This is a genomic window from Lysobacter sp. K5869 (assembly GCF_018847975.1).
In the GTDB taxonomy this organism is placed as follows: Bacteria; Pseudomonadota; Gammaproteobacteria; order Xanthomonadales; family Xanthomonadaceae; genus Lysobacter.
In genome coordinates, this window is the sequence record NZ_CP072597.1 from 790,040 (window position 1) to 809,715 (window position 19,676).

Below are 19,676 nucleotides of genomic sequence, written 5' to 3' on the forward strand. Positions count from 1 at the left end.
TGGCGCGATGCAACATGCCCGCGCGCCGCGCCCCGGCTCAGCCGCCGCGATCGCTGCGCAGGCGCCGCAGCCGGCGCTCGTTGCCGGCCGCGGCGCGCGCGGCGACCGCGCTGAAGGCGACGATGCCGAGCACCACCACGCAGGCCCCGGCCAGCGCCTGCCCGCGCGGCCACGCCTCGCCCAGCCATAGCGCGCCGATCGCGGTGGCGAAGACGATCTCCGCCGCCTGCATCGCCTCGGCCGCGGCCAGCGCGGTGGGGTCGTTGCGGACCATGCCGGTGGCCTGGAAGAACAGCACCGTCGCGATCACCCCGGCGCCCAGCGCCACGCCCGCCGCCAGCCACAGCTGCGCCGGCGACGGCGCGCCGGCTTCGACGCCGGCGTACAGCGCGGTCGCCCACCACAGCGGCTGGCTGGCCAGGGTCATGCCGAACACGCGTTGGGTGGCGTTGAGCTCGGTCCCGGCGCGCTCCAGGTGCAGCAGCAAGCCGCGATTGCCGAGCGGATAAGCGAACGCGGCCACCGCCACGCAGATCAGCGCGATCCAGCCGGCGCGGTCGAGCCGCCCTCCGCCGTGGCCGAGCTGCACCAGCAGCACGCCGGCGACGATGGCCGCGCCGATCGCCAGCGCCGGCAGCGGGATGCGCGCGCGTTCGTCGCGATACAGAAACGGCGCGCACAGCATTCCGGCGATCACGGTGAGCTGGAACGTCGAGGCGATCAGCCACGACGGCCCGCTCGCGGCGGCATAGCTCAAACACAGGTAGAACAGGCCGAAGCCGATCGCGCTCCAGGCCAGCCACGGGCCGGGATGGGCGCGGATCGCCCGCCACACCGGCGCCACCCCGCCTTGCAGCGGCATGACCAGCAACAGCATCGGCAGGGTGAACAGGTAGCGCAGCGACGCGGTCCAGGCCCAATGGCCGCCGGCGTTGGCGGCGGCGCGGTTGAGCACGTAGGTGCAGGTGAAGAACAGCGCCGAGGCCAGCGCGATCAGCACCGCGGCCAGGGCGCGCCGGCGCGCGTTCACGGCCGCTGCCGCACGCGGATGCTCGAAGCCGGCACCTGCACTTCGTCGATGCCGCCGACCCGGATCGGCGTGCCCGGTTCCGGGCCCCAGGCGTGGGCGTAGATCACTTCCCAGGTCGCCGGCAGGGTGCCGTCGGCGCCGCGCAGCGGTTCGTAGGCCTGGGCGGCGCGGGCGAAGCGGGCGCGGCCGGTGAGGCTGCGGCGGCGATCGACGCTGGCGTTGGTGGCGCCGAGCGTGCGCAGCTCGCGCATCAGATGGCCCAGGTCCGGATGGCCGAGCACGAACTCGTCGCGGTCCAGCACCGGGTTCTTGAAGCCGGCGGCGATCAGCGCGTCGCCGAACTGGGCGATCGAGGCGAACGGGCTCACGTGCGGCGCCGCGTCGGCTTCGGCGAAGGCGCCGCGCAACTCGAACAGCGTGTCGGGGCCGAAGGTCGACACCAGCAGCAAGCCGCCGGGCTTGAGCACGCGGCGGAAACCGGCGAACACCGCCGGCAGGTCTTCGACCCATTGCAGGCACAGGTTGGAGAACAGCACATCGACGCTGCCGTCGCGCAGCGGCAGCGCGCGCGCGTCGGCGCACACCGCCTCGGGCCGGCGCGCGCCGCCGAGCAGGCGCTCGCGCCAACCGCCGCCGCCGAAGTTGTCGCGCGCCTCGCGCAGCATCGGCAGGGCCAGATCCAGCGCGATCACCTGCGCGCGCGGCCAGCGCTTCTGCATCGCCGCGCTGAGGTGGCCGGGGCCGCAGCCGACGTCGACGACCACGTCGGGCACGCGTTCTTCGAGGTAATCCAGGGTTTCCGACAGGCGCGCGCCGACTTCGCGCTGCAGCGCGGCGGCCTGGTCGTAGCCGTGCGCGGCGCGCGAGAACGAGCGGCGCACTTGGCGGTGGTCGAACAAATCGGTCATGACGGAACTCGGGCGGTGCGCGCTCAGGCGAGCGGGAGGGCGGCCGGCGCCTGCGCGGCGAAGGCTTCGATGGCGGTAGCGACTTCGTCGGTGGCGCCGAGGAACGGCGCGTGGCCGGCGTGGGCGATGACCAAACTCTCGCCGCGCGGCGCCAACGCCGCGGCGGCCGGCATCGCGCCGGCCGGCACCAGCCGATCGCGGCGGCCGGAGATCCACAGGCTCGGCACGCGCAGCCGCGGCAGTTCGGCGCGCACGTCGAATTCGTCCAGCAGCACCAACCCTTCCTGCAGCGCGCGCGGCGCCGGTTCGCCGCGGTCGAACGCGCACTGGCGCAGGCTGCGCAGCTCTTCCTGGGCCTTGGCCGACCCCAGCGCTTCGAGCGCGAGGAAACCGTCGAGGGTGCCGCGGAAATCGCGTTCGAGCGCTTCGCCGAAATTGCGGAACAGGCTCGGCTGCACGCCGTGCGGCCAATCCTCGCCGACCACGAAGCGCGGCGAGGAGGCGATCAGGATCAGGCCGCGCACGTGCTCGGGATGATCGAGGCCCGCGCGCAGCGCGACTTGGCCGCCGAGCGACCACCCCAGCCAATACGCGTCGGGAATGCGCCGCACCAGTTCGGCGGCGAGCGCCTTGGGATCCAGCGGCGCGGCGTCGTCGCGCGCGTAGCCGTGGCCGGGCAGATCGATCAGATGCAGGGTGAAGGCATCGCCCAGGCGTTCGACCAGCGGCGCGAACAGGCCGGCGTGCATGGCCCAGCCGTGGATCAGCGCCAGCGCCGGGCGGCCGCTGCCGGCGGGGGCGCCGGCGGTTTCGATGTACATGGAAAGTCCGTGCTGCTGCGTTTGCGTGCCGCCGCCGCGGCGCGCGGGGCGATGCGGCGGCGGGTGATGCTTTTTTGCTCGTCATCTCCGCGAAAGCGAGGATCCACAGACTTCAGAGTCATGCCTCGGGGAAGCCCTGGATTCCCGCCTTCGCGGGAACGACGGGGTGGTGCTTGTGTCGCCAGCGGGTGTCGCTTACCCAGCCACTCCCGCTGCTTTCGCTTTTTGCTCGTCATCCCCGCGAAAGCGGGGATCCACAGGCTTCGGGGTCATGCTTTGATGAAGCCCTGCATTCCCGCCTTCGCGGGAACGACGGTGCGGCGCTCATGTCGCCAGCGGGTTGCCGCTTTGCGCTACCCCGCCGCCATCGCATCCTCAGCTTCCAACGCAAGCCTTACCGCGCAGCCCCCGCGGCCGCCATCGCCGCCTCGTCCGCGCGCTCGATCGCGACCCGTTCGGCCGCGCGCGCCAGCGCGTCGATCAGGCCTTCGACCTGCTCGCGCGTGTGCAGCGCCGAGAACGTCACCCGCAACCGCGCGCGCCCTTCCGGCACGGTCGGCGGACGGATCGCGGCGACCCAGTAACCCTGTTGCTCCAGCGCCTGCGCCATCGCCAGCGCGCGGCGGTCGTCGCCGCACATCACCGGCTGGATCGGCGTGCCCGAGGGCAGCAGTTCCAGGCCGAGCTGGGTCGCGCGTTCGCGGAACAGCGCGGTCATCTCGGCCAGCTTCTCGCGGCGCCAATGGTCGTTGCGCGCCAGCTTGATCGCCGCGCGCGTGGCCGCGGCCTGCGCCGGCGGCAGCGCCGTGGTGTAGAGATGGCTGCGCGCGGTTTCGGCCAGATGCCCGATCAGGTCGGCGTCGCCGTGCAGCGCCGCGCCGTAGCTGCCCAGCGCCTTGCCGAAGGTCGCCAGCTGCAGCGGCACTTCCTGCACCGACAAACGCGCCGCGGCGACGCTGCCGCGCCCGTCCGGGCCGGTGACGCCGACGCCGTGGGCGTCGTCGACGTACAGCACCGCCTTCTGCGCGCGCGCCACCAGGGCCAGATCGCGCAGCGGCGCGATGTCGCCGTCCATGCTGAAAACGCCGTCGGTGGCGAGCATCGCCAAGCCGTCGGGCACGTTGCGCAGCTGCCGGATCGCGCCTTCGGGATCGGCGTGCGGATAGCGGCGCAAACGGCAGCCGGCCAGACGCGCGGCGTCGATCAGGCTGGCGTGATTGAGCCGGTCCTGCACGCACACGTCTTCTTCGCCGAGCAAGCCCTGGACCGCGGCGAGATTGGCCATGAAGCCGCTGCCCAGCAGCAGCGCGCGCGGCGATTCCAGCCAATCGGCCAGTTCGCGCTCGAGCGCTTCGTGCTGGGCGTGATGCCCGCAGACCAAATGCGAGGCGACGCCGCCGGTGCCTTCGCGCGAGGCCGCGTCCTGGAACGCGTTGATCACCGCGAAGTGCTGCGACAGACCGAGGTAATCGTTGCCGCAGAAATTCACCAGCGAACGCCCGTCGACTTCGCAGCGCGCGCCGTCGCGGTGGGTCACCGCGCGGTGGGTACGACTGCGCGCGGCCGCCACGCGCTGGGCTTGTGCGGCGTGGATCCGGTCGCGCCAAAGGATTCGCTGGCTGCTGCTCATGGCAGGTGGCTCCGCCGCTCAGGCGGCGCAGGTGTGGGCGGGAGGTGCCTCGTGGTCCTCAATACTCGCATGGACGGTGCCCGCGGTCTCCACGATCTGCATCGGCCGCAGGCCCAGGCGGGCGAACAGCGCCAGGTCGCGCTCGGTGTCCGGGTTGCCGGTGGTCAGCAGCTTCTCGCCGTAGAAGATCGAGTTGGCGCCGGCCAGGAAGCACAGCGCCTGCAACTCGTCGCTCATCGATTCTCGACCGGCGGAGAGACGGACCATCGACTTGGGCATCATCAAGCGCGCAACCGCGATGGTGCGCACGAATTCGAACGGATCGAGCTCGGTGGTTCCGGCCAGCGGCGTGCCTTCGACCTGGACCAGCCGGTTGATCGGCACCGAATCCGGGTGCGCCGGCAGATTGGCCAGAGTCTGCAGCAGGCCGGCGCGCTGCTCGCGCGACTCGCCCATGCCGACGATGCCGCCGCAGCAGGTCTTCATGCCGGCGTCGCGCACGTGCTCCAGCGTGTCCAGGCGGTCCTGGAACTCGCGGGTGCGGATGATCTCGTTGTAGAACTCCGGCGCGGTGTCGAGGTTGTGGTTGTAGTAGTCCAGGCCGGCGTCCTTGAGTTTCTGCGCCTGCTCGCCCGAGAGCATGCCCAGGGTGGCGCAGGTCTCCAGGCCCAGCGACTTCACCTCGCGGATCATCGCCGCGACCTTCGGGATATCGCGGTCCTTGGGCGAGCGCCAGGCCGCGCCCATGCAGAAGCGCGAGGCGCCGGCGGCCTTGGCCTGCTTGGCCTTTTCCAGCACCGCCTCGGTGCTCATCAGCTTGGTCGCGTCGACGCCGGTGTGGTAGCGCTGGGCCTGCGGGCAGTAGGCGCAGTCTTCCGGGCAGCCGCCGGTCTTGACCGACAGCAGGGTGCTGACCTGGACCTCGGCCGGGTCGAAGTTCTCGCGATGCACGCCGGCGGCGCGGTGCAGCAGTTCGGGGAACGACAGATCGAACAGCGCACGCACTTCGGCGCGGGACCAATCGTGACGCAGCGGGGTCGATTCGGGGGATGCGTTGGGCACCGGGCTGGCTCCAGCGGGACTGCACTGACGGCGGGCGGAAAGGGACCGGCTGGGGTGGATCGGGCCGGAGCGGGCAGTCTGGGAAGCGGCGGAGGGGCTGTCAACCGTTGCCGAGCCGCCTTGGTTGACAGCGGCCGAGGGCGGAAATGAATGCAATTTGCGCGACGTTATCGGCAAGTTCGTTGCGATCGCGCCCTGTTGGCGGCGCGATCGCGTGCGTTGCGCAGGCACGGGCGGTTGCGAAGGCGCGCGGGACGCGCTCGTGGGGCGGGGACGCGGCGGATTTCGACGCGGTTTCGGGCGGTTGGCCCGAATGGGCAAGGTCGGGGCGGCCGCCGGCACAGGCCGCCCCGGGTGCGCGAAAGTAGTTGCCGGCCCATCCAACGCCTGAGAACGGGAAACTCCTCATCTCCCGTCGGCCGCTTTTCCGACCCGCCGCGCCGTCCCGTGCCTACGGCGACGTCCGGCTCCCGCGCCGACACTGGCCGCATGCCCGCCGCCCTTCCCCTCCCGCCCACCGCCACCGGTTTCTGGCCGCGCCTGGGCTGGGCGCTATGGCCCGCGCGCTGCCTGATCTGCAGCGAACCCGGACTGCCCGGCTGCGACTTGTGCGCGGCGTGTTGGACGCATTGGCCGCGCGCCGGACGAAGTTGCCTGGGATGCGCGATGCCGCTGATCGGCGACCGCCCTCGTTCGGCAAGCGACGAGGACGCGGCGACGGACTCGGCGCTGATCGTCGAAGCGGCGCCCGAGCGCTGCGGCGCCTGCCGCGCCCGCGCCTCGCCGTTGAACGAAGTGCGCGCGGCCAGTCTCTATCGCGCGCCGCTCGACCGCTTGCTGCCGCGCTTCAAATTCCACCGCGATCTCGCCGCCGGGCGCTTGCTGGCGACGACCATGGCCGCGGCGTTCGCGCCGGTGGCCGCGCGCATCGTCGCGGATGCGGGCGGGTGCGGTGAGGGTGTCCTCGGCTGCAGCGACCGCGGCGAATGTGGCGGCCGCGATGACTGCGGTTGCGACGAAGCCTCTCGACAGCTCGAACTCGCCACGCTCCCTCCGAGCGACATCGGCCTACCGGCAATGAACGTCGACCCCGTTCGGCGCGATTGCGCGCGTGTGGCACCTCCTGCGTCTTCACGCGCCACAGCGGTACTGATTCCTGTGCCCTTGCACCACACCCGTCTGCGCCAACGCGGCTACGACCAAGCCTTGGAACTGGCGCGTCCGCTATCGCGCCGCCTCGACCTGCCCTTGCGCGCCAACGGCCTGCATCGCGCCCGCGACACCCCGCCTCAATCGCGCCTCGACGCTACGCAACGCCGGCGCAACCTGCGCGACGCTTTCGCCTGGAACGCGACCGCACCGCCGCCGATGCACGCGATCCTGATCGACGACGTCATGACCACGGGCGCGACGCTGCATGCCGCCGCGCAGGCGCTGCGACGTGCGGGTGCGCAGCGGGTCGATGCTTGGGTTTGCGCGCGGACGCTGTAGTCGGTCCTGCGCTCGTCGGAACCGATGACTGCCGCTCTTTCGCGGTAGCGCGCCAATCCATGCAATACAACGCTGAAGTCTTTGGCCCCCGCTTTCGCGGGGATGACGGCTTGGAGAATCGCCGCGACGTTCGCGTTGTCGTTTTCTCCTGACCGTATAACCAAGTTGAATCGGCGCGCAGACGCGCCGATTCAACGTCGGGCACCTCGCAACGTCGGGCACCTCGCAACGTCGGGCACCTCGCAACGTCGGGCACCTCGCAACGTCGGATCCCTCGCAACGTCGGATCCCTCGCAGCATCGGGACCCTCACAGCGTCGAGTCCCTCACCAGGCCGAAACCCTCACAACGTCGCGTTCCTCGTACGTCGGATTCACCATGACGCTGATTTTCTTGCGACGGCCCAAGCCGCTTGCGGCAACCCGAACCCTTACGGCCACCCGCGAACCCGCCGATCCCGCACCGGCTCAACGCGCATCCACGGCTCGCTCGACCGCAACCGCAAGCGAGCCCGTCGAAGCCGCAGCGCCCTTCGCCGCCGCGACCCGAATCGTCCACGTGCGCGAGTGCCGCAACAGATTCCCCGCCATCGCCGCCTTCACGAATGCCGTCTGATCGACGACGCGCAGTTCCAGGGTGCGCGTGGCCGGCGTCGCGGTGTCCTGGCGGAAGTCGTAGCTGGCCGCGGTCGCGCCGGAGATCGCCACGCCGTCGAGGTACCACTGCATCCCGACCGCGCCGATGCTCGGCTTCAGCACGGTCGCGGAGAAGCGCTTGGTGGTGCCGCGCGCGTAGCTCACCGCGGTCGCCGGCGACGGCGCTTCGGTGCCGGGTTCGATCAGATCGATGCCGGCCGCGGGCGAACCGAAGCCGCCGCGATAGAGCTTGAGCACGTATTCCTGCCGGCACACCGGGCAGAACGAAGTGCCCAGCGCGCGCATCAGGCAGGTGTTGTCGACCGGGCGATACATGCCGCTGCTGAGGTAGCGCGCGCCCTGGAACAAGCCGGTGCCGCTGGTGCCGGCCGGCGTCGGGATCGGCAGGCCGGGGGTGAACCAGCTGCGCCACTTCACCAGGCTGGCATTGGTCTGGTTGGTGACGTTGGCCTCGCACGGCGCGCTGCCGCCGAGGTCGCTGCAGGCCGGGAAGCCCGGATACGGCGAATCGTATTCGTCGGCGAGGCCGTGGAAGCTGTGGCCGAACTCATGGATGGCGATCAGGGACGCGCTGGTGTGCGCCGAGATCGTCGCGTAGGAACCGCCGGCGCCGCCGTAGACCGGGTCGTTCACCGTCACCAGGATCTTGTCCCAATCCGGGAACCCGGCCGCGGCGGCCATCACCTTGGACGAGCGCGTGGTCAGCAGACGATGGATCTGGCTGGTGCAGAACGTCGCGTCCAGCGCGGTGTTGACGAAGATGCCCGCGCGCGGATCGGTGCGCGCCGCGGTGTCGGCGCAGCAGCTGGTGCCGGTGCAGCCGGCCTGATACGGCGGATGGTCGGCGCCGGACTGGCTCGAAGCGACGAAACCGGTCTGCCAGTTCACGAAGTTCTGGTAGTCCTTGTACGGGCTGACGTTGAACAACGCCGTCTTCAGCGCCGCGGCGTGATTGGCGAAAGTCGTCTGCTCGGCGCTGGTGTAGCCGTCGCCGAGCACGAGGATGTCGAGACGGTTGCCCGAATTGGCGGCCTTGGCGGCGCTGGCTTGCGCATCGCCCGACAACGGCGCCGCCAGCGGCATCGCGCCGCGGGCGCTCGCGGCCAACGGCAATTGCGAAGCGCGGATCGCCAGCTCGCGCAGATCGAAGCGCTGTGCCGCCTTGGCCGCGCCGACGCCAGCGCCGGCACCGCCGAACTCGATCGCATCGGCCGTTTCCAGCGGCACCCGCACCACGAACGCGCGGTGCGGATCGCGCACCGGCCGATGCAGTTCGATGCGGCCGTCGCCGTGCTCGGGATCGGCGGCGAATTCGGCGCGCAGGAACTGCGGCACCTGCGCCTCGAACACCTGCGCGCTCTTGGCGCCGTTGCGCGAGACGCGATACTCGACCCGCTCCACTCCGCGTTCGGCCGATCGCTGGCCGCGCGCATCGCGCTGCGGATCGTTCAACTGCACCTGGGTGTAGAACACCGGTTCGGCGCGTCCCTGCGCGTCCATCTCGAACACGACGTAATGCGCGGGCACGGCGGCGTGGACGCAAGTCGCCGCCAGCGACAACGCGGCGGCGCACAGCAACGTGGACAGTCTCATGGCGATTCCCCTGCGAGCGGCGGACGGATGCGCATCGGCGCCGGCCGCGGGAGGAAGCGGCCACGTCGATATCGGATCGAAACGTCGGCGCCGCGGCGGTGCGGCTCGAAAGGTCCGCGCGCGCCCGGCGACATCGGCACGCTACTCCTAGGCCAGCGCGCCGAGCGTCGGCGCGGTCACAGTATCCGGCGGCGGGTTTCAGCCATTTTTGTGATGCGCGATAGCGGAAACGCAACCCGGGATGCGCAAGGCGCGGCGCGGACGAGCGGCCGAACGAGGCCAGTTCTATCGCGGGTTTGCGATTTGTATGGATGCCGCTTCGGCCAGGAGCCAGATTCATCTGTCGCCGCAGTCGCGACGCCGCGATACGAGCCGTAGCGGCCCGGCGTTCTCCGACATCTGTGCGGAGGCCGCTGCGATGGAGCGGCCTTTCCGCCCGTCGCCGCAGTCGGCGCCGCGCAATCCACGCAACGCTCGCGCAGCCTCCGCCGCATATCGACATCGCCCAGCCCGACCCGCGACGACACCGCCCTCATCCCTGAGAAAAGACCTTCAGGCCCGACGCCTTCAATCGGCCGCGACGCGGCTTCGACCCGCTCGGAGCCGAAAGCGTCGGGACTGAAGTTCCTCTCCCCTCGCGCGGGCGCACCTCTCGCGCGTCGCGGGCTCGCGCGTCCTGCGCGAAGCCCGCCCCCTTGGCCCCCACCCGATGGCGGCATCCCTGCCGCCACGCGCGCCGTCCTGGCGCATCCCCGATCCCGATCGCCCGCCGTCCCTGGCGGTGCTCCCTGCGCCGCGCCTCCTGGCGCGCCTGATCGAATCGGGCGGGTTCGTTCGGCCGACGTTCCCTGCCGTGCTCGGGGCCCGGCATCGCAAGTTCTCCACCGACGAGGATGCTTGCCGCTTGCGATGCGCGTCCCTGGCCCCTTATCCGCCCCTCCTTGGGCGTCGCTGACGGGTTGGAATCCGTTCCTTGCCGCGTGCCGCTATTGTCGCCGTTGCGGTTCTCTCACATTGAGAATCCGCACCGATCGACGCGGCCCGAATGCCTCGGCGGGAACGCGGACGTGGAGCGTCGCGGCCTCCTTGTCCGCTCTCGCCGCGCGACCTGCGCGGCGTCTCCACGGCGCACAGAATCGCGCGCCGCGGCCGGCCGCGTCAGTCGGCCGTCGGCGCGCGTCGGGGTAGGATTTTTCCGCTTGCGCTCAGCGCTGCGATGCGCTTACGGCATCACCGGCGGGTGGTAGGTCAGGGTCAGACCGAGCAGCCACAGCAGGCCGAGCACCAGCGGCACGTGCACCAGCAGCTGCAGGAAAGTGAAGCCGACGATGTCGCGCGCCTTCAGGCCCAGCACGCCCAACAGCGGCAGCATCCAGAACGGGTTGATCAGGTTCGGCAGCGCTTCGGCCGCGTTGTAGACCTGAACCGCCCAGCCCAGGTGCACCTGCAGATCGTTGGCGGCCTGCATCACGTACGGCGCTTCGATGATCCACTTGCCGCCGCCGGAGGGCACGAAGAAACCGAGCACCGCCGAGTACACGCCCATGACCAAGGTGAAAGTCTCGGTGCTGGCGATGCGCACGAACACGCTGGAAAGGTGATGCGCCAAGGTCTCGCCGTCGGCGCCCTTGGCCGCGGTCAGCAGGCTGGCGATGCCGCCGTAGAGCGGAAACTGGATCAACACGCCGCCGGTGCTCGGCACCGCGCGCGCGACCGCGTTGAGGAAGCTGCGCGGGCGCCAGTGCAGCAGCAGGCCGGCGGTGAGAAACAGGAAATTGTAGGTGTTGAGGTTGGCGATCGCGGTCACCAGCGGTTTCTGCGCGAATTCGTAGATCAGCCAGCCCACGCTCATCGACGCGAGCAGCACGGTGATCAGCGGGCTGTATTCGAGCCACTCGCCGGGGCGCGTGCGCGGCGGCAACGCGGCGGCGTGTTTTTCGTCGGCGGCGAGACGGTCGGCGCCGTCGAACTCGCGCGCGCGCCGCACCGAGGCGCCGCGCGGCGCGGTGACGAAGCACACCAGCAGCGACACCGCGATCAACGCGGCGGTCAGCGCGATCGACTGCCACAGGAAGATGGTTTCGCTGAAGGGAATCACGCCGGTGATCGCCAGCAACGCGGGCGGCATGCTCGCCGGATTGGCCTGCAATTGCGCGGCCGAGGAGCTCAGGCCCATCGCCCACACCGCGCCGAGGCCGAGATAGGCCGCGGCGCCGGCGGCGCGGTAGTCCATGTCCAAGTCGTCGCGCCGCGCCAGCGCGCGCACCAGCAAGCCGCCGAACACCAGCGAGAAGCCCCAGCTCAGCAGCGAGGTCAGCATGCTGACCAGGGCGACGTAGCAGATCGCGCCGCGGCCGGTGCGCGGGAAGCGCGCCAGCGCGTCGATCAGCCGCGCCACGGCCGGCGCGGTGGCGACGACGTAGCCGCCGATGACCACGAAGGCCATTTGCATGGTGAACGGGATCAGGCTCCAGTAGCCGTCGCCGAACGCCGCCGCGGTGGCGGTGGGCGTGGCGCCGAAGGCCAATGCGGCGAAGGCGACGACGACCACGCCGAGCGCAGCGAACACGTAGGCGTCGGGGAACCAGCGTTCGGCCCAGGCGGCGCTGCGCAGGGCGAAACGGGCGAGCGGGCCGTCGGCGGCGGGAGCGGCTGGGGTCATGGCGTGAGTAGTCCTGCGGAGGCTTGGGGATTGTCCGAGCCGGGGGTGCGCGGGCCACTTGGACTTTAGTCGCAAAGGCGTGTGGCGGTCTTCCGGGGAGGCTCTTGTAGGAGCGGCGTGAGCCGCGACCGCGGCACTGCGTTTGCGCCGCAGACGGGAGGTCGCGGGTCGCGGCTTACGCCGCTCCTACAGGGAGTTTTCGGCGAATTCGTTGGGGTGGAGATTCGCGTGTCGCTGGCGCGATCTTCGTTCCGGGGCTGTTCGCGACATCGCGCAGGCGCCGCAAGTGTGGTGGCGCGGTCGCGGCTTGCGCCGCTCCTACAGGTGGCTGTCGGCGGATTCGTCGGTGTTGGGCGCCGTGGGGCGCGGGTTTCGGGCGGCAGGGGCGCTCCGACGTCGTGCAGGCGTCGCAAGCGCGGTGACGCGGTCGCGACTTGCGTCGCTCCTACAGGTAGCTGTCGGCGGATTCGTCGGAGTTGGGCGCCGTGGGGCGCGGGCTTCGGGCGGCAGGGGCGCTCCGACGTCGTGCGGGCGTCGCGAGCGCGGTGGCGCGGTCGCGGCTTACGCCGCTCCTACGGGTAGGCCAGAGGTTCGCGTCAGTCCTTGGCGCCGATGTTCACGCGCGGCGCCTTGCCGGAGCCGATCACCGCTTCGGCCCGCAGTTCGAAGGTCGCGTCCTTGGAGTACAGGCCGCTCACGGCCACCGCCGTCCACGCGGGGTAGTGATCCTTGAAGAATTCGCGATGCACTTTCAGCACCGGTTCGATCCGCCGACGGAATTCGGCCTGGTCGCGGGCGACGTGGAAGCTCTGCAGCTCGATCACGTCGTCCAGGTCGGCGCCGGCGCTGCGCAGATGCGCGCGCAGTTCGACGAACAGCGCGCGCGCCTTGGCTTCGTCGTCGGCGCCGTCGAGGGCGGGGATGCCGGAGACGATGACGCGGTCGCCGATGCGCACCACCGGCGAGTAATGCAGGTCGCGGTAGGAGCTTTCCCAGCCCGGCGGGGCGAAATGCTCGCGGGTCGGCGCCTCGCCGGGCGCGGCGATCGCGCCGCAGCAGGCGAGCGATAAGGACAACGACAGCAACGGTTTCAGCATGGCGGCGCTCCGCGCGGCGGGATCGACCGCCATTTGCGCATCGCGGCCGCGGCGGCGTCATTGCCCTGGATCACGATTGCGTTGTGCAGAGTTCGCGAGCTCGCGAATGCCGGCGAAAGTTCGCCTAGCGCGGCGCGAATGCCGCGACCGCGCACACACATACGCGGCTCCGCCACCGACTCGCGCCGCCGCGACGACCGCGCGCGGGAAACCTCAGTAGTCGCCGGGATCGGCGCTGTAGCGCACCGGCACCACGATCGTCGCGCTGCCGCCGGCGACCAGATCCACCGTCAACGACACGCTGTTGCCGCCCGCCGCGCCGCCGCTGGCGGCGCCGCAGGCCGAACCCGCGCTCGCGGTGCAGCGCCACGGCGCCGACAAGGTCGCGCCGGCCGGCAAGGTGTCGCTGACCTGCGCGCCGATGGCCGCGTCGCCACCGTCGTTGTTCACCGTGAGGGTGTACTCGCGGTCCACGCCCGGGGTGTAAGTGGTTTGGTTGTCGGTCTTGCTGATGCGCAGGCCGGTCAATGCGGCGCGATTGGTGATGGTGCAAGTCAAGTCGTTGCCCGCGTTCGGCGTCAACGTCCAATCGACCGGGCCGGTCCCGCTCGGCCCGGCCGGCGCCGGTACCGCGCCGGTGCTGCCGGCGTTGGCGACGCAGGCGATGCTCTTCTGGTAACGCGCGAACGGCGTCGAACCGGCGCTGAGCGCATCGCGCAAGGCGTAGCCGGTGCCCGACGCCAGCAGCAGCGCACCGGTGCTGGCGCTGGTGCCCGCGCCGCTGGTGGCGGCGCTGCCGAGAACGTTCGCGCCCTGCAGCAGGCTCACGGCGAACTGATCGGCCGCGGCCGCGCGCGCGGCGACATCCTTGTTCAAGGTGATGCGCGCGTCGGCCAGCGTCAGCACGTGGTCCTCGACTTCGCCGTCGTTGGCCGAACCGGTCGGCGTGGCGATCTGCGCGGCGTTGCTGGCGATGCGCAGACGCATATAGCTGCGCCCGGTCTGCACGCCGGCCGGCACGGTCCAGTTGAGCGCGACCGTGGTGGTGCCGCTGCAGGTCGGGCTGTTGCTCGATACCTCGCCCGGATCGTTGAAATCGCCGTCGCGGTTGAAGTCGATCCAGCCGCGCACCGTGCCCGGCCCGGTGCAAGCGATCGCCGGCGAGGTGTAGGTGCGGCCGGGCAACGCGGCGATCGTGCCCAAAGGCGTGGCGAACGCGTCTTCGTCGTCGCTATCGAGCACGTCGTCGCCGTCGGCGTTGGGCGAGTACTGCGCGACCGATTCGGAATCCAGCAACGTGCCCAGGCGCGTGCTCGGCGGCACCAGATTGGCCAAGGCGAAGGAACTGGCGTGGATGTCGGTGGTCGCGCCCGGCGTCAACGTGCCGCCGCTCCAGGTGAACTGGGCCAGATGCACGGCATCGCCGTAACTGGCCGGCGCGTCGCCGTGATCGGTGGTGTCGACCACGACCACGCCCAAGGCCACCGCCGAACCGCCGCCGCCGCGGAACTGCACGCTGGCGCTGGTCGCGTTCTCCATGAAACCCACGCCCATCGGACCGGACGAGCAGAACGGCGCCGCGCCGAAGCGCAAGGTGCGGGTCGCACCGGTTTCGGTCAGCAACGCCGGGGTGCCGTTCGCGCAATCGGAGGAACGGAAGCGGTCGATGACCCGCCACACGGTCGGCTGGCCGGCGTTGTTGGCGGCGATCATGGCTTGCAGATATTCCGCGCCCGAGGATTGCTCGGCATCGGCCACCACCAGGCCTTCGAGTTGATACGCCGGCGGATTGGGCTGACCCGGCGGGCCGAGCGTGGCCGAGCAGCTGAAATCGAAATTGACCGTGGTGCCGTTGGCGTTGTTGCGCAGGCCGATGTCCATCGTATTGGCGGTGCCGGTGCCGCCGATGTTGTACAGATCGTCCAGGCCGTCGCCGGTCCAGTCGCCCGGCCGGTAGATGCGCAGCGACGGCGCGGCGCCGCCGCTGATGTTGCTCAGCGAGCAAGTCACGCGCAGCTCTTGTCCCGACAGCGGAATCACGTTGGTCACGCTGGTGCCGGCCTGCGGGATCGTGTTGGGCGCGGTGCCCCAATCGAACCAATAGATGTTCTGCTTGAAGCGGCCCGCGCCGCCGGTGGCGAACTGCGCTTGCGCGGCCAGCGGCAGCATCAGCGCGGCCAGACCGGCGACGGCGACAGCGGGATTCGCGAACAGGCTCGCGAACGCGCTCGCGAGCGAAGCGCGCCGGCGGCGCGCGGAACGGGACGAGGTCATGCGGGACTTCCAAACGGCGACGGGCAACGCCGGGCGGCCGGGCCGCGCGCGCGGAAGAACGCGTTACGCTGATCCCCCGCTTCGGCGTGGCCTCAGTTTGCCTATCGGCGCGTCAACGCCATTTGAAATGCGTCTTCATCGCTTGAAATGCGCTGAACCGCTTAACTGAACATCGTTCAGCTTGCCGCGTGCGCGCCGCGCACGACGTAGTCCACGGCCAGACCGGCGAAGATCGTCAGCCCCACCCAATGGTTGTGCAGGAACGCGCGGAAACACCGCTCGCGCTCGCGGCCGCGCGCGATGACGAATTCGTACGCCACCAACGCGATCGCCGCGATCAGGCCGGCGTAGTACCACACCCCCAAATCCGCGCGCTGCCCGGCCAAAGCCAAGGCCGCGAACATCAACGCGTAAAGCACGCCGATGGCGATCAGATCCAAATCGCCGAACAAGATCGCGGTGGATTTGGACCCCATCCTCAGATCGTCTTCGCGATCGACCATCGCGTACCACGTGTCGTACGCGGTCGACCACAAGATATTGGCCACGTACAACAACCACGCCACCGCCGGAACCTCGCCGCGCACCGCCGCGAACGCCATCGGAATGCCCCAGCCGAACGCCATGCCCAGATACACCTGCGGCAAATGGGTGTAGCGCTTGAGGTAGGGATAACTCGCCGCCAGCACCACGCCGACCACGCTCATCAATATCGTCAACCGGTTCATCGTCGCCACCAGCGCGAACGCGACCAGCATCAACGCCGCGAACACCGCCAAGGCCTCGCGCCCGCGCAACTCGCCGGTCGCGAGCGGACGGTGCTTGGTGCGCTCCACATGCGGATCCAGCCAGCGGTCGGCGTAATCGTTGATCACGCAGCCCGCCGCGCGGGTCAGCCAGACCCCGGCCGAGAACACGAACAAGGTCCACAGCGGCGGCACCCCGCCGGCCGCGATCCACAGCCCCCACCACGTCGGCCATAACAGCAGCAGCCACCCGATCGGGCGGTCGCCGCGGGTCAGCTTCCAGTACAGCGACAGACGCCGCCGCCAATCGGGCGCGGGCAGGTGGGATTGAGCGTGGTCCATAGCGGTATAGGGTAACGCGTCGGCACTGGGGCGCCCGCGCGTGAGCGGCGGGTGGAGCGTGCCGGAATTGCCGGAAGGGGCTCGCCCCTGATCGGATTGATTGGGAGGGCCAGACTGGACGGGCCGGACGCGGGACTTGCCGGATCGGCCCGGTCGGCGGGTGCGCGGGCCGGATAGCGCGCCTGTTCTGGCCGCTTGGCTCGGTACGGACGGCCCTCGGCCCCCGCCGCCGGCCGGATTCACCCAAACCGCCGGATTCCGTTATGATGCACGGCCGCACGCCGCCCACCGGCCGTGCGCGATCTCTAAGCGCCTGTAGCTCAGCCGGATAGAGTAGCGGCTTCCGAAGCCGTTGGTCGGGGGTTCGAATCCCTCCAGGCGCGCCAAACACCCCTGTTCGAACCTCTCTATTCCGAGAGCAGCGGCCGCCGAAAACGCCTTGTTTTCGGCGGTTTTCGCGTTTTGGCGTTGGACCAAGGCCGGCGCGGTTTCGACCGAAATGGGGCAGATCAACCCAACTTTTCTCTCTCTTTTCTCAGGTCGTTGGTTTTTTAGTCCAACGACCAACTCGCGCGCCCCTTTGTTTTCAATAACTTAGCGTTGGTCAAAAAAGACCGGTTTGATGCCAAAGGTGGGGCCCAAAAAAACGTTCTAACGTGTGCGGAACTCACGAATTGGGCCAAGAGTAGGAATTAGTATCCTTCCCTCCTTCCGCTGACTCTGCGCAAGACATGCTGACTCTGATCGAGAAGCTGGCCGTGGCCGAACTGGGAAAGCTTCTGTACGACTTCCTGCCGGCATCAGGGAACAGGGCCACGTCATTTCCGATTGCCGCCGCACAAGCGGGCATTCCTGAAAGCTGGCCAATGGGCTTCAGCAAAGGGCCTGGCATCGAACGGATGCTGGAATGGACTCTCGTCAATAGACGAGACCGCATTGCTCCCCTTCTAGAGGCGATCGTGGGTCAGTCGATGTCGTATCGCGGCAAAGGCAGTAATCCTCTGACGCGCGAGGAAGTCAGCCAAGTCGTTCTGCTAACAGCCAAACTAGGCGTTCAACTGGTTGAACTCAGCGACCCTGCATTTCTTGATGGATTGGCTCGCCAAGCAAACCCGTCAGCGCCGGCGTCCCCTAAAGCTGAGTCCGTATCCGTTGCTGTTTTACAGCAGCTCGAACGTCAGCATATCGATTTAGCCTCGCTAGCACCTCATCCTCGCGGGTACGCCTTCGAGAAGTTCCTCTCGGAGCTCTTCTCTGTTTATGAGTTGGCACCGCGGGCTAGCTTTCGCATCGTTGGGGAGCAGATCGACGGCAGCTTCAGACTCGACCATGAGACATACCTGCTTGAGGCCAAATGGGTAAACGCACCCGTCGGCGCACAAGATCTCTATGCTTTCACTGGCAAGGTTCAGAACAAGGCCACGTGGGCACGTGGAGTGTTCATTAGCAACTCTGGCTTCTCGAGCGAGGGGCTTATCGCGTACGGAAAGCGCAATCCCGTTGTCTGTATCGACGGTTTCGACCTGAACGAGATGCTTCGCCGCCGCCTACCCTTCGACGACGTACTTCGAGCCAAAGTACGCCGCGCAGCAGAGACAGGCGATCCGATGGTCCACGTGCGCAATCTATTCCCCTGAGGTGAGCGCGGAGGACTACGCCGTCCCGAGCCCACCGATTTCGGTTCAAACGCACCACAAAGGGGATAGACGACGATCTTCGTATCGCCGCCGCCACTCGCGGGACAAATGCTGGAATCACTTACCCAGTTCGGACCAAGCGCTTTACGATCCCTAGTCTTCCAGCCAGTCGGCATACGGCTTCAGATCCTCGATGTATGGAAACAGGTCGCCAACCTCGCACCTGATCTTTGTATCACCTGGAGCGATCCAAACGGAACGCGCCACCGTCCCCGGCAGGCGGAATCAGCCCGCAGTCCATCGCCAGCCGCGCCAGCGCGATATCGGTCTGCACGCCCAACTTGAACATCACCTTCGCCCGCACGGTACGGATAGTGGACTCCGTCAGGTCCAACTCCAGCGCAATATCGGCGTTGCGTTTTCCCTGCACCATGAGCAGCGCGACCTCCAACTGGCGCGGGCTGAGCTGGTCGAACGGCGTAGTCTCGAACAGCACCCGCGCGCCGAGCGCGTCGTCCAGATAGCGCCGGCCGGCGGCGACCTCGCGCACCGCGCGCACGACCGCGCTGCCGTCGCGGGCCTTCGATACGTAGCCCATTGCGCCGGCCGCCAACAGACGGCGCGGCACCGGGCCGCCCTCGACCACCGAGACGATCAGCACCTTCAGATCCGGGTGCTCGACCAGCAATCGGCGGGTGACTTCCAGACCGTCCATGTCCGGCAAGTGGAAGTCGCATAGCACCACATCCACGCGGCGGCGTGCGATAGCGGCGAACGCCTCCTTGCCGTTACCGGCTTCGCCCACAACGCGGAAATCCTTCTGCGTCTCCAGTACCCAATTCATCCCGATGCGCACTAGCGGATGATCGTCGATCACAAACAAGCGAATCATTTCCGTCCTCGGCATAGCGTTCCGGGGACGGACTTAACCAACACACTTGCGGCGTCATCAACTCAATCATTTCACTTTTGCTTTTCGCCGAGTCGAATCTCGGCGTAACGCAAAAGATGGATAGACGAACGCCGAAACAAGCGCGGCAAACGCGCAAACAAAATCAGAACTTTCCTACGGCGCCGCAGCCCTCGCTTTTGTTAGCGTTTTCCGTCTCCCTGATCGCTGGAGCATGCGGTGGACGATGCTGACAGTTCGTCGATCATCTACTTCGATGTTGTTCACCTGAATTCAAAGCACTGGCATGTGCACGTAGACGGCATACGCCAGCCTGTTCCGTTCACGAGTCGCGATAGCGCCGCAGTGGCGGCACGCGCGCAAGCTCGACATTTCAACTTGCACAGCGGCTTGCCTACACGAGTGCGTGTCGCCGATGTGCTGGGCGACCTCAAATGTAAGAACTGTTACAAAGAGCTCGACAACACGCTGAACGACCTGCCTTTCGAAGCCCGACGAGCGGTCTCATACCCCGAGATTCTTGCCAGCGACACTCGGCTGGAGAATGATGCAGCCAACCGCCACATGGACCCCGTGGCCTTGTCCGGCACTGACATGGAAACGTCCTACTTCGCCCCTCAGTCTTTTCCTCTCGACCGGCCGCCCCTCTGGCGTCGTGTCGCCGCGAGTTTGCTAGGCGCCTCCCAACGATGCAGGCCGCTCCCCCCTGCGTCGCGCATCACCACGTCAAAAGGAGTTGCATCGTGAAAGCTTCTCGTAAGCGCTTCAAAGATCAGACCGCCTCCCCCAATTCCTCCGGAACCTGACCATGTTCATAA

Annotated in this window: 13 protein-coding genes, 1 tRNA gene and 1 pseudogene; 4 read left to right on the forward strand and 11 right to left on the reverse strand. The window is 68.6% G+C overall.

Translation table 11 applies throughout. From position 1 onward, the window contains the following. Window positions 1-37: 37 nt before the first annotated feature. The 5 genes and pseudogenes from J5226_RS03375 to bioB all read right to left on the reverse strand — a co-directional run. Window positions 38-1,030, reverse strand: coding sequence for a multidrug resistance efflux transporter family protein (locus tag J5226_RS03375; protein ID WP_255322979.1), 993 nt, complete (start codon window positions 1,028-1,030; stop codon window positions 38-40). Beyond that, window positions 1,027-1,938 carry a malonyl-ACP O-methyltransferase BioC gene (bioC, locus tag J5226_RS03380; protein WP_215838455.1) on the reverse strand — a complete coding sequence of 304 codons (912 nt, stop codon included), beginning with the start codon at window positions 1,936-1,938 and terminating at the stop codon, window positions 1,027-1,029. Before bioC ends, J5226_RS03375 begins: the two co-directional genes overlap by 4 nt. Before the next feature lie 23 nt (window positions 1,939-1,961). Next, window positions 1,962-2,759: a pimeloyl-ACP methyl ester esterase BioH gene (bioH, locus tag J5226_RS03385; RefSeq protein WP_215838456.1), complete on the reverse strand. Its 798-nt coding sequence runs from the start codon at window positions 2,757-2,759 to the stop codon at window positions 1,962-1,964. 394 nt (window positions 2,760-3,153) lie between these two features. Further along, complete coding sequence (gene bioF, locus J5226_RS03390) at window positions 3,154-4,389, reverse strand: 8-amino-7-oxononanoate synthase (RefSeq protein ID WP_215838457.1); 1,236 nt, start codon at window positions 4,387-4,389, stop codon at window positions 3,154-3,156. Between the two features lie 93 nt (window positions 4,390-4,482). Further along, window positions 4,483-5,421, reverse strand: a pseudogene (bioB, locus tag J5226_RS03395) (biotin synthase BioB); the annotation flags it as partial. A 696-nt stretch (window positions 5,422-6,117) separates the two neighbouring features. On the opposite strand from bioB, the gene J5226_RS03400 reads away from it, so the two are divergent. After that, window positions 6,118-6,942: a ComF family protein gene (locus J5226_RS03400; RefSeq protein WP_255322980.1), complete on the forward strand. Its 825-nt coding sequence runs from the start codon at window positions 6,118-6,120 to the stop codon at window positions 6,940-6,942. Between the two features lie 466 nt (window positions 6,943-7,408). Here J5226_RS03400 and J5226_RS03405 read toward each other — a convergent pair whose 3' ends face one another. The 5 genes from J5226_RS03405 to ubiA all read right to left on the reverse strand — a co-directional run bounded on the left by J5226_RS03405 (window position 7,409) and on the right by ubiA (window position 16,311). Continuing rightward, window positions 7,409-9,190, reverse strand: coding sequence for a M64 family metallopeptidase (locus tag J5226_RS03405; RefSeq protein WP_215838458.1), 1,782 nt, complete (start codon window positions 9,188-9,190; stop codon window positions 7,409-7,411). 1,222 nt (window positions 9,191-10,412) lie between these two features. After that, window positions 10,413-11,852: a TIGR00366 family protein gene (locus J5226_RS03410; protein ID WP_215838459.1), complete on the reverse strand. Its 1,440-nt coding sequence runs from the start codon at window positions 11,850-11,852 to the stop codon at window positions 10,413-10,415. Window positions 11,853-12,448: 596 nt separating this feature from the next. Beyond that, entirely contained in the window at window positions 12,449-12,949 is a 501-nt protein-coding gene (locus J5226_RS03415; protein ID WP_215838460.1) for a Rid family hydrolase, read from the reverse strand. 213 nt (window positions 12,950-13,162) lie between these two features. Beyond that, window positions 13,163-15,223 (reverse strand): CshA/CshB family fibrillar adhesin-related protein, encoded by a 2,061-nt coding sequence (locus J5226_RS03420; protein WP_215838461.1) that lies wholly within the window; start codon window positions 15,221-15,223, stop codon window positions 13,163-13,165. Between the two features lie 176 nt (window positions 15,224-15,399). Next, window positions 15,400-16,311, reverse strand: coding sequence for a 4-hydroxybenzoate octaprenyltransferase (ubiA, locus tag J5226_RS03425; RefSeq protein WP_215838462.1), 912 nt, complete (start codon window positions 16,309-16,311; stop codon window positions 15,400-15,402). Window positions 16,312-16,620: 309 nt separating this feature from the next. Here ubiA and J5226_RS03430 point away from each other — a divergent pair. Together J5226_RS03430 and J5226_RS03435 are read left to right on the forward strand one after the other, a co-directional pair. Beyond that, window positions 16,621-16,697: transfer RNA gene (locus J5226_RS03430), tRNA-Arg, on the forward strand. Between the two features lie 345 nt (window positions 16,698-17,042). Continuing rightward, on the forward strand, window positions 17,043-17,948 hold the full coding sequence (locus J5226_RS03435) for a restriction endonuclease (protein WP_215838463.1): 906 nt from the start codon (window positions 17,043-17,045) through the stop codon (window positions 17,946-17,948). Between the two features lie 235 nt (window positions 17,949-18,183). Here J5226_RS03435 and J5226_RS03440 read toward each other — a convergent pair whose 3' ends face one another. Further along, on the reverse strand, window positions 18,184-18,840 hold the full coding sequence (locus J5226_RS03440; protein WP_215838464.1) for a response regulator transcription factor: 657 nt from the start codon (window positions 18,838-18,840) through the stop codon (window positions 18,184-18,186). Between the two features lie 237 nt (window positions 18,841-19,077). Between J5226_RS03440 and J5226_RS03445 the strand changes: the two genes are divergently transcribed. Then, the gene (locus J5226_RS03445) at window positions 19,078-19,605 is read left to right on the forward strand and encodes a hypothetical protein (RefSeq protein ID WP_215838465.1); all 528 of its coding nucleotides are present in this window, start codon (window positions 19,078-19,080) and stop codon (window positions 19,603-19,605) included. Window positions 19,606-19,676: the final 71 nt, after the last annotated feature.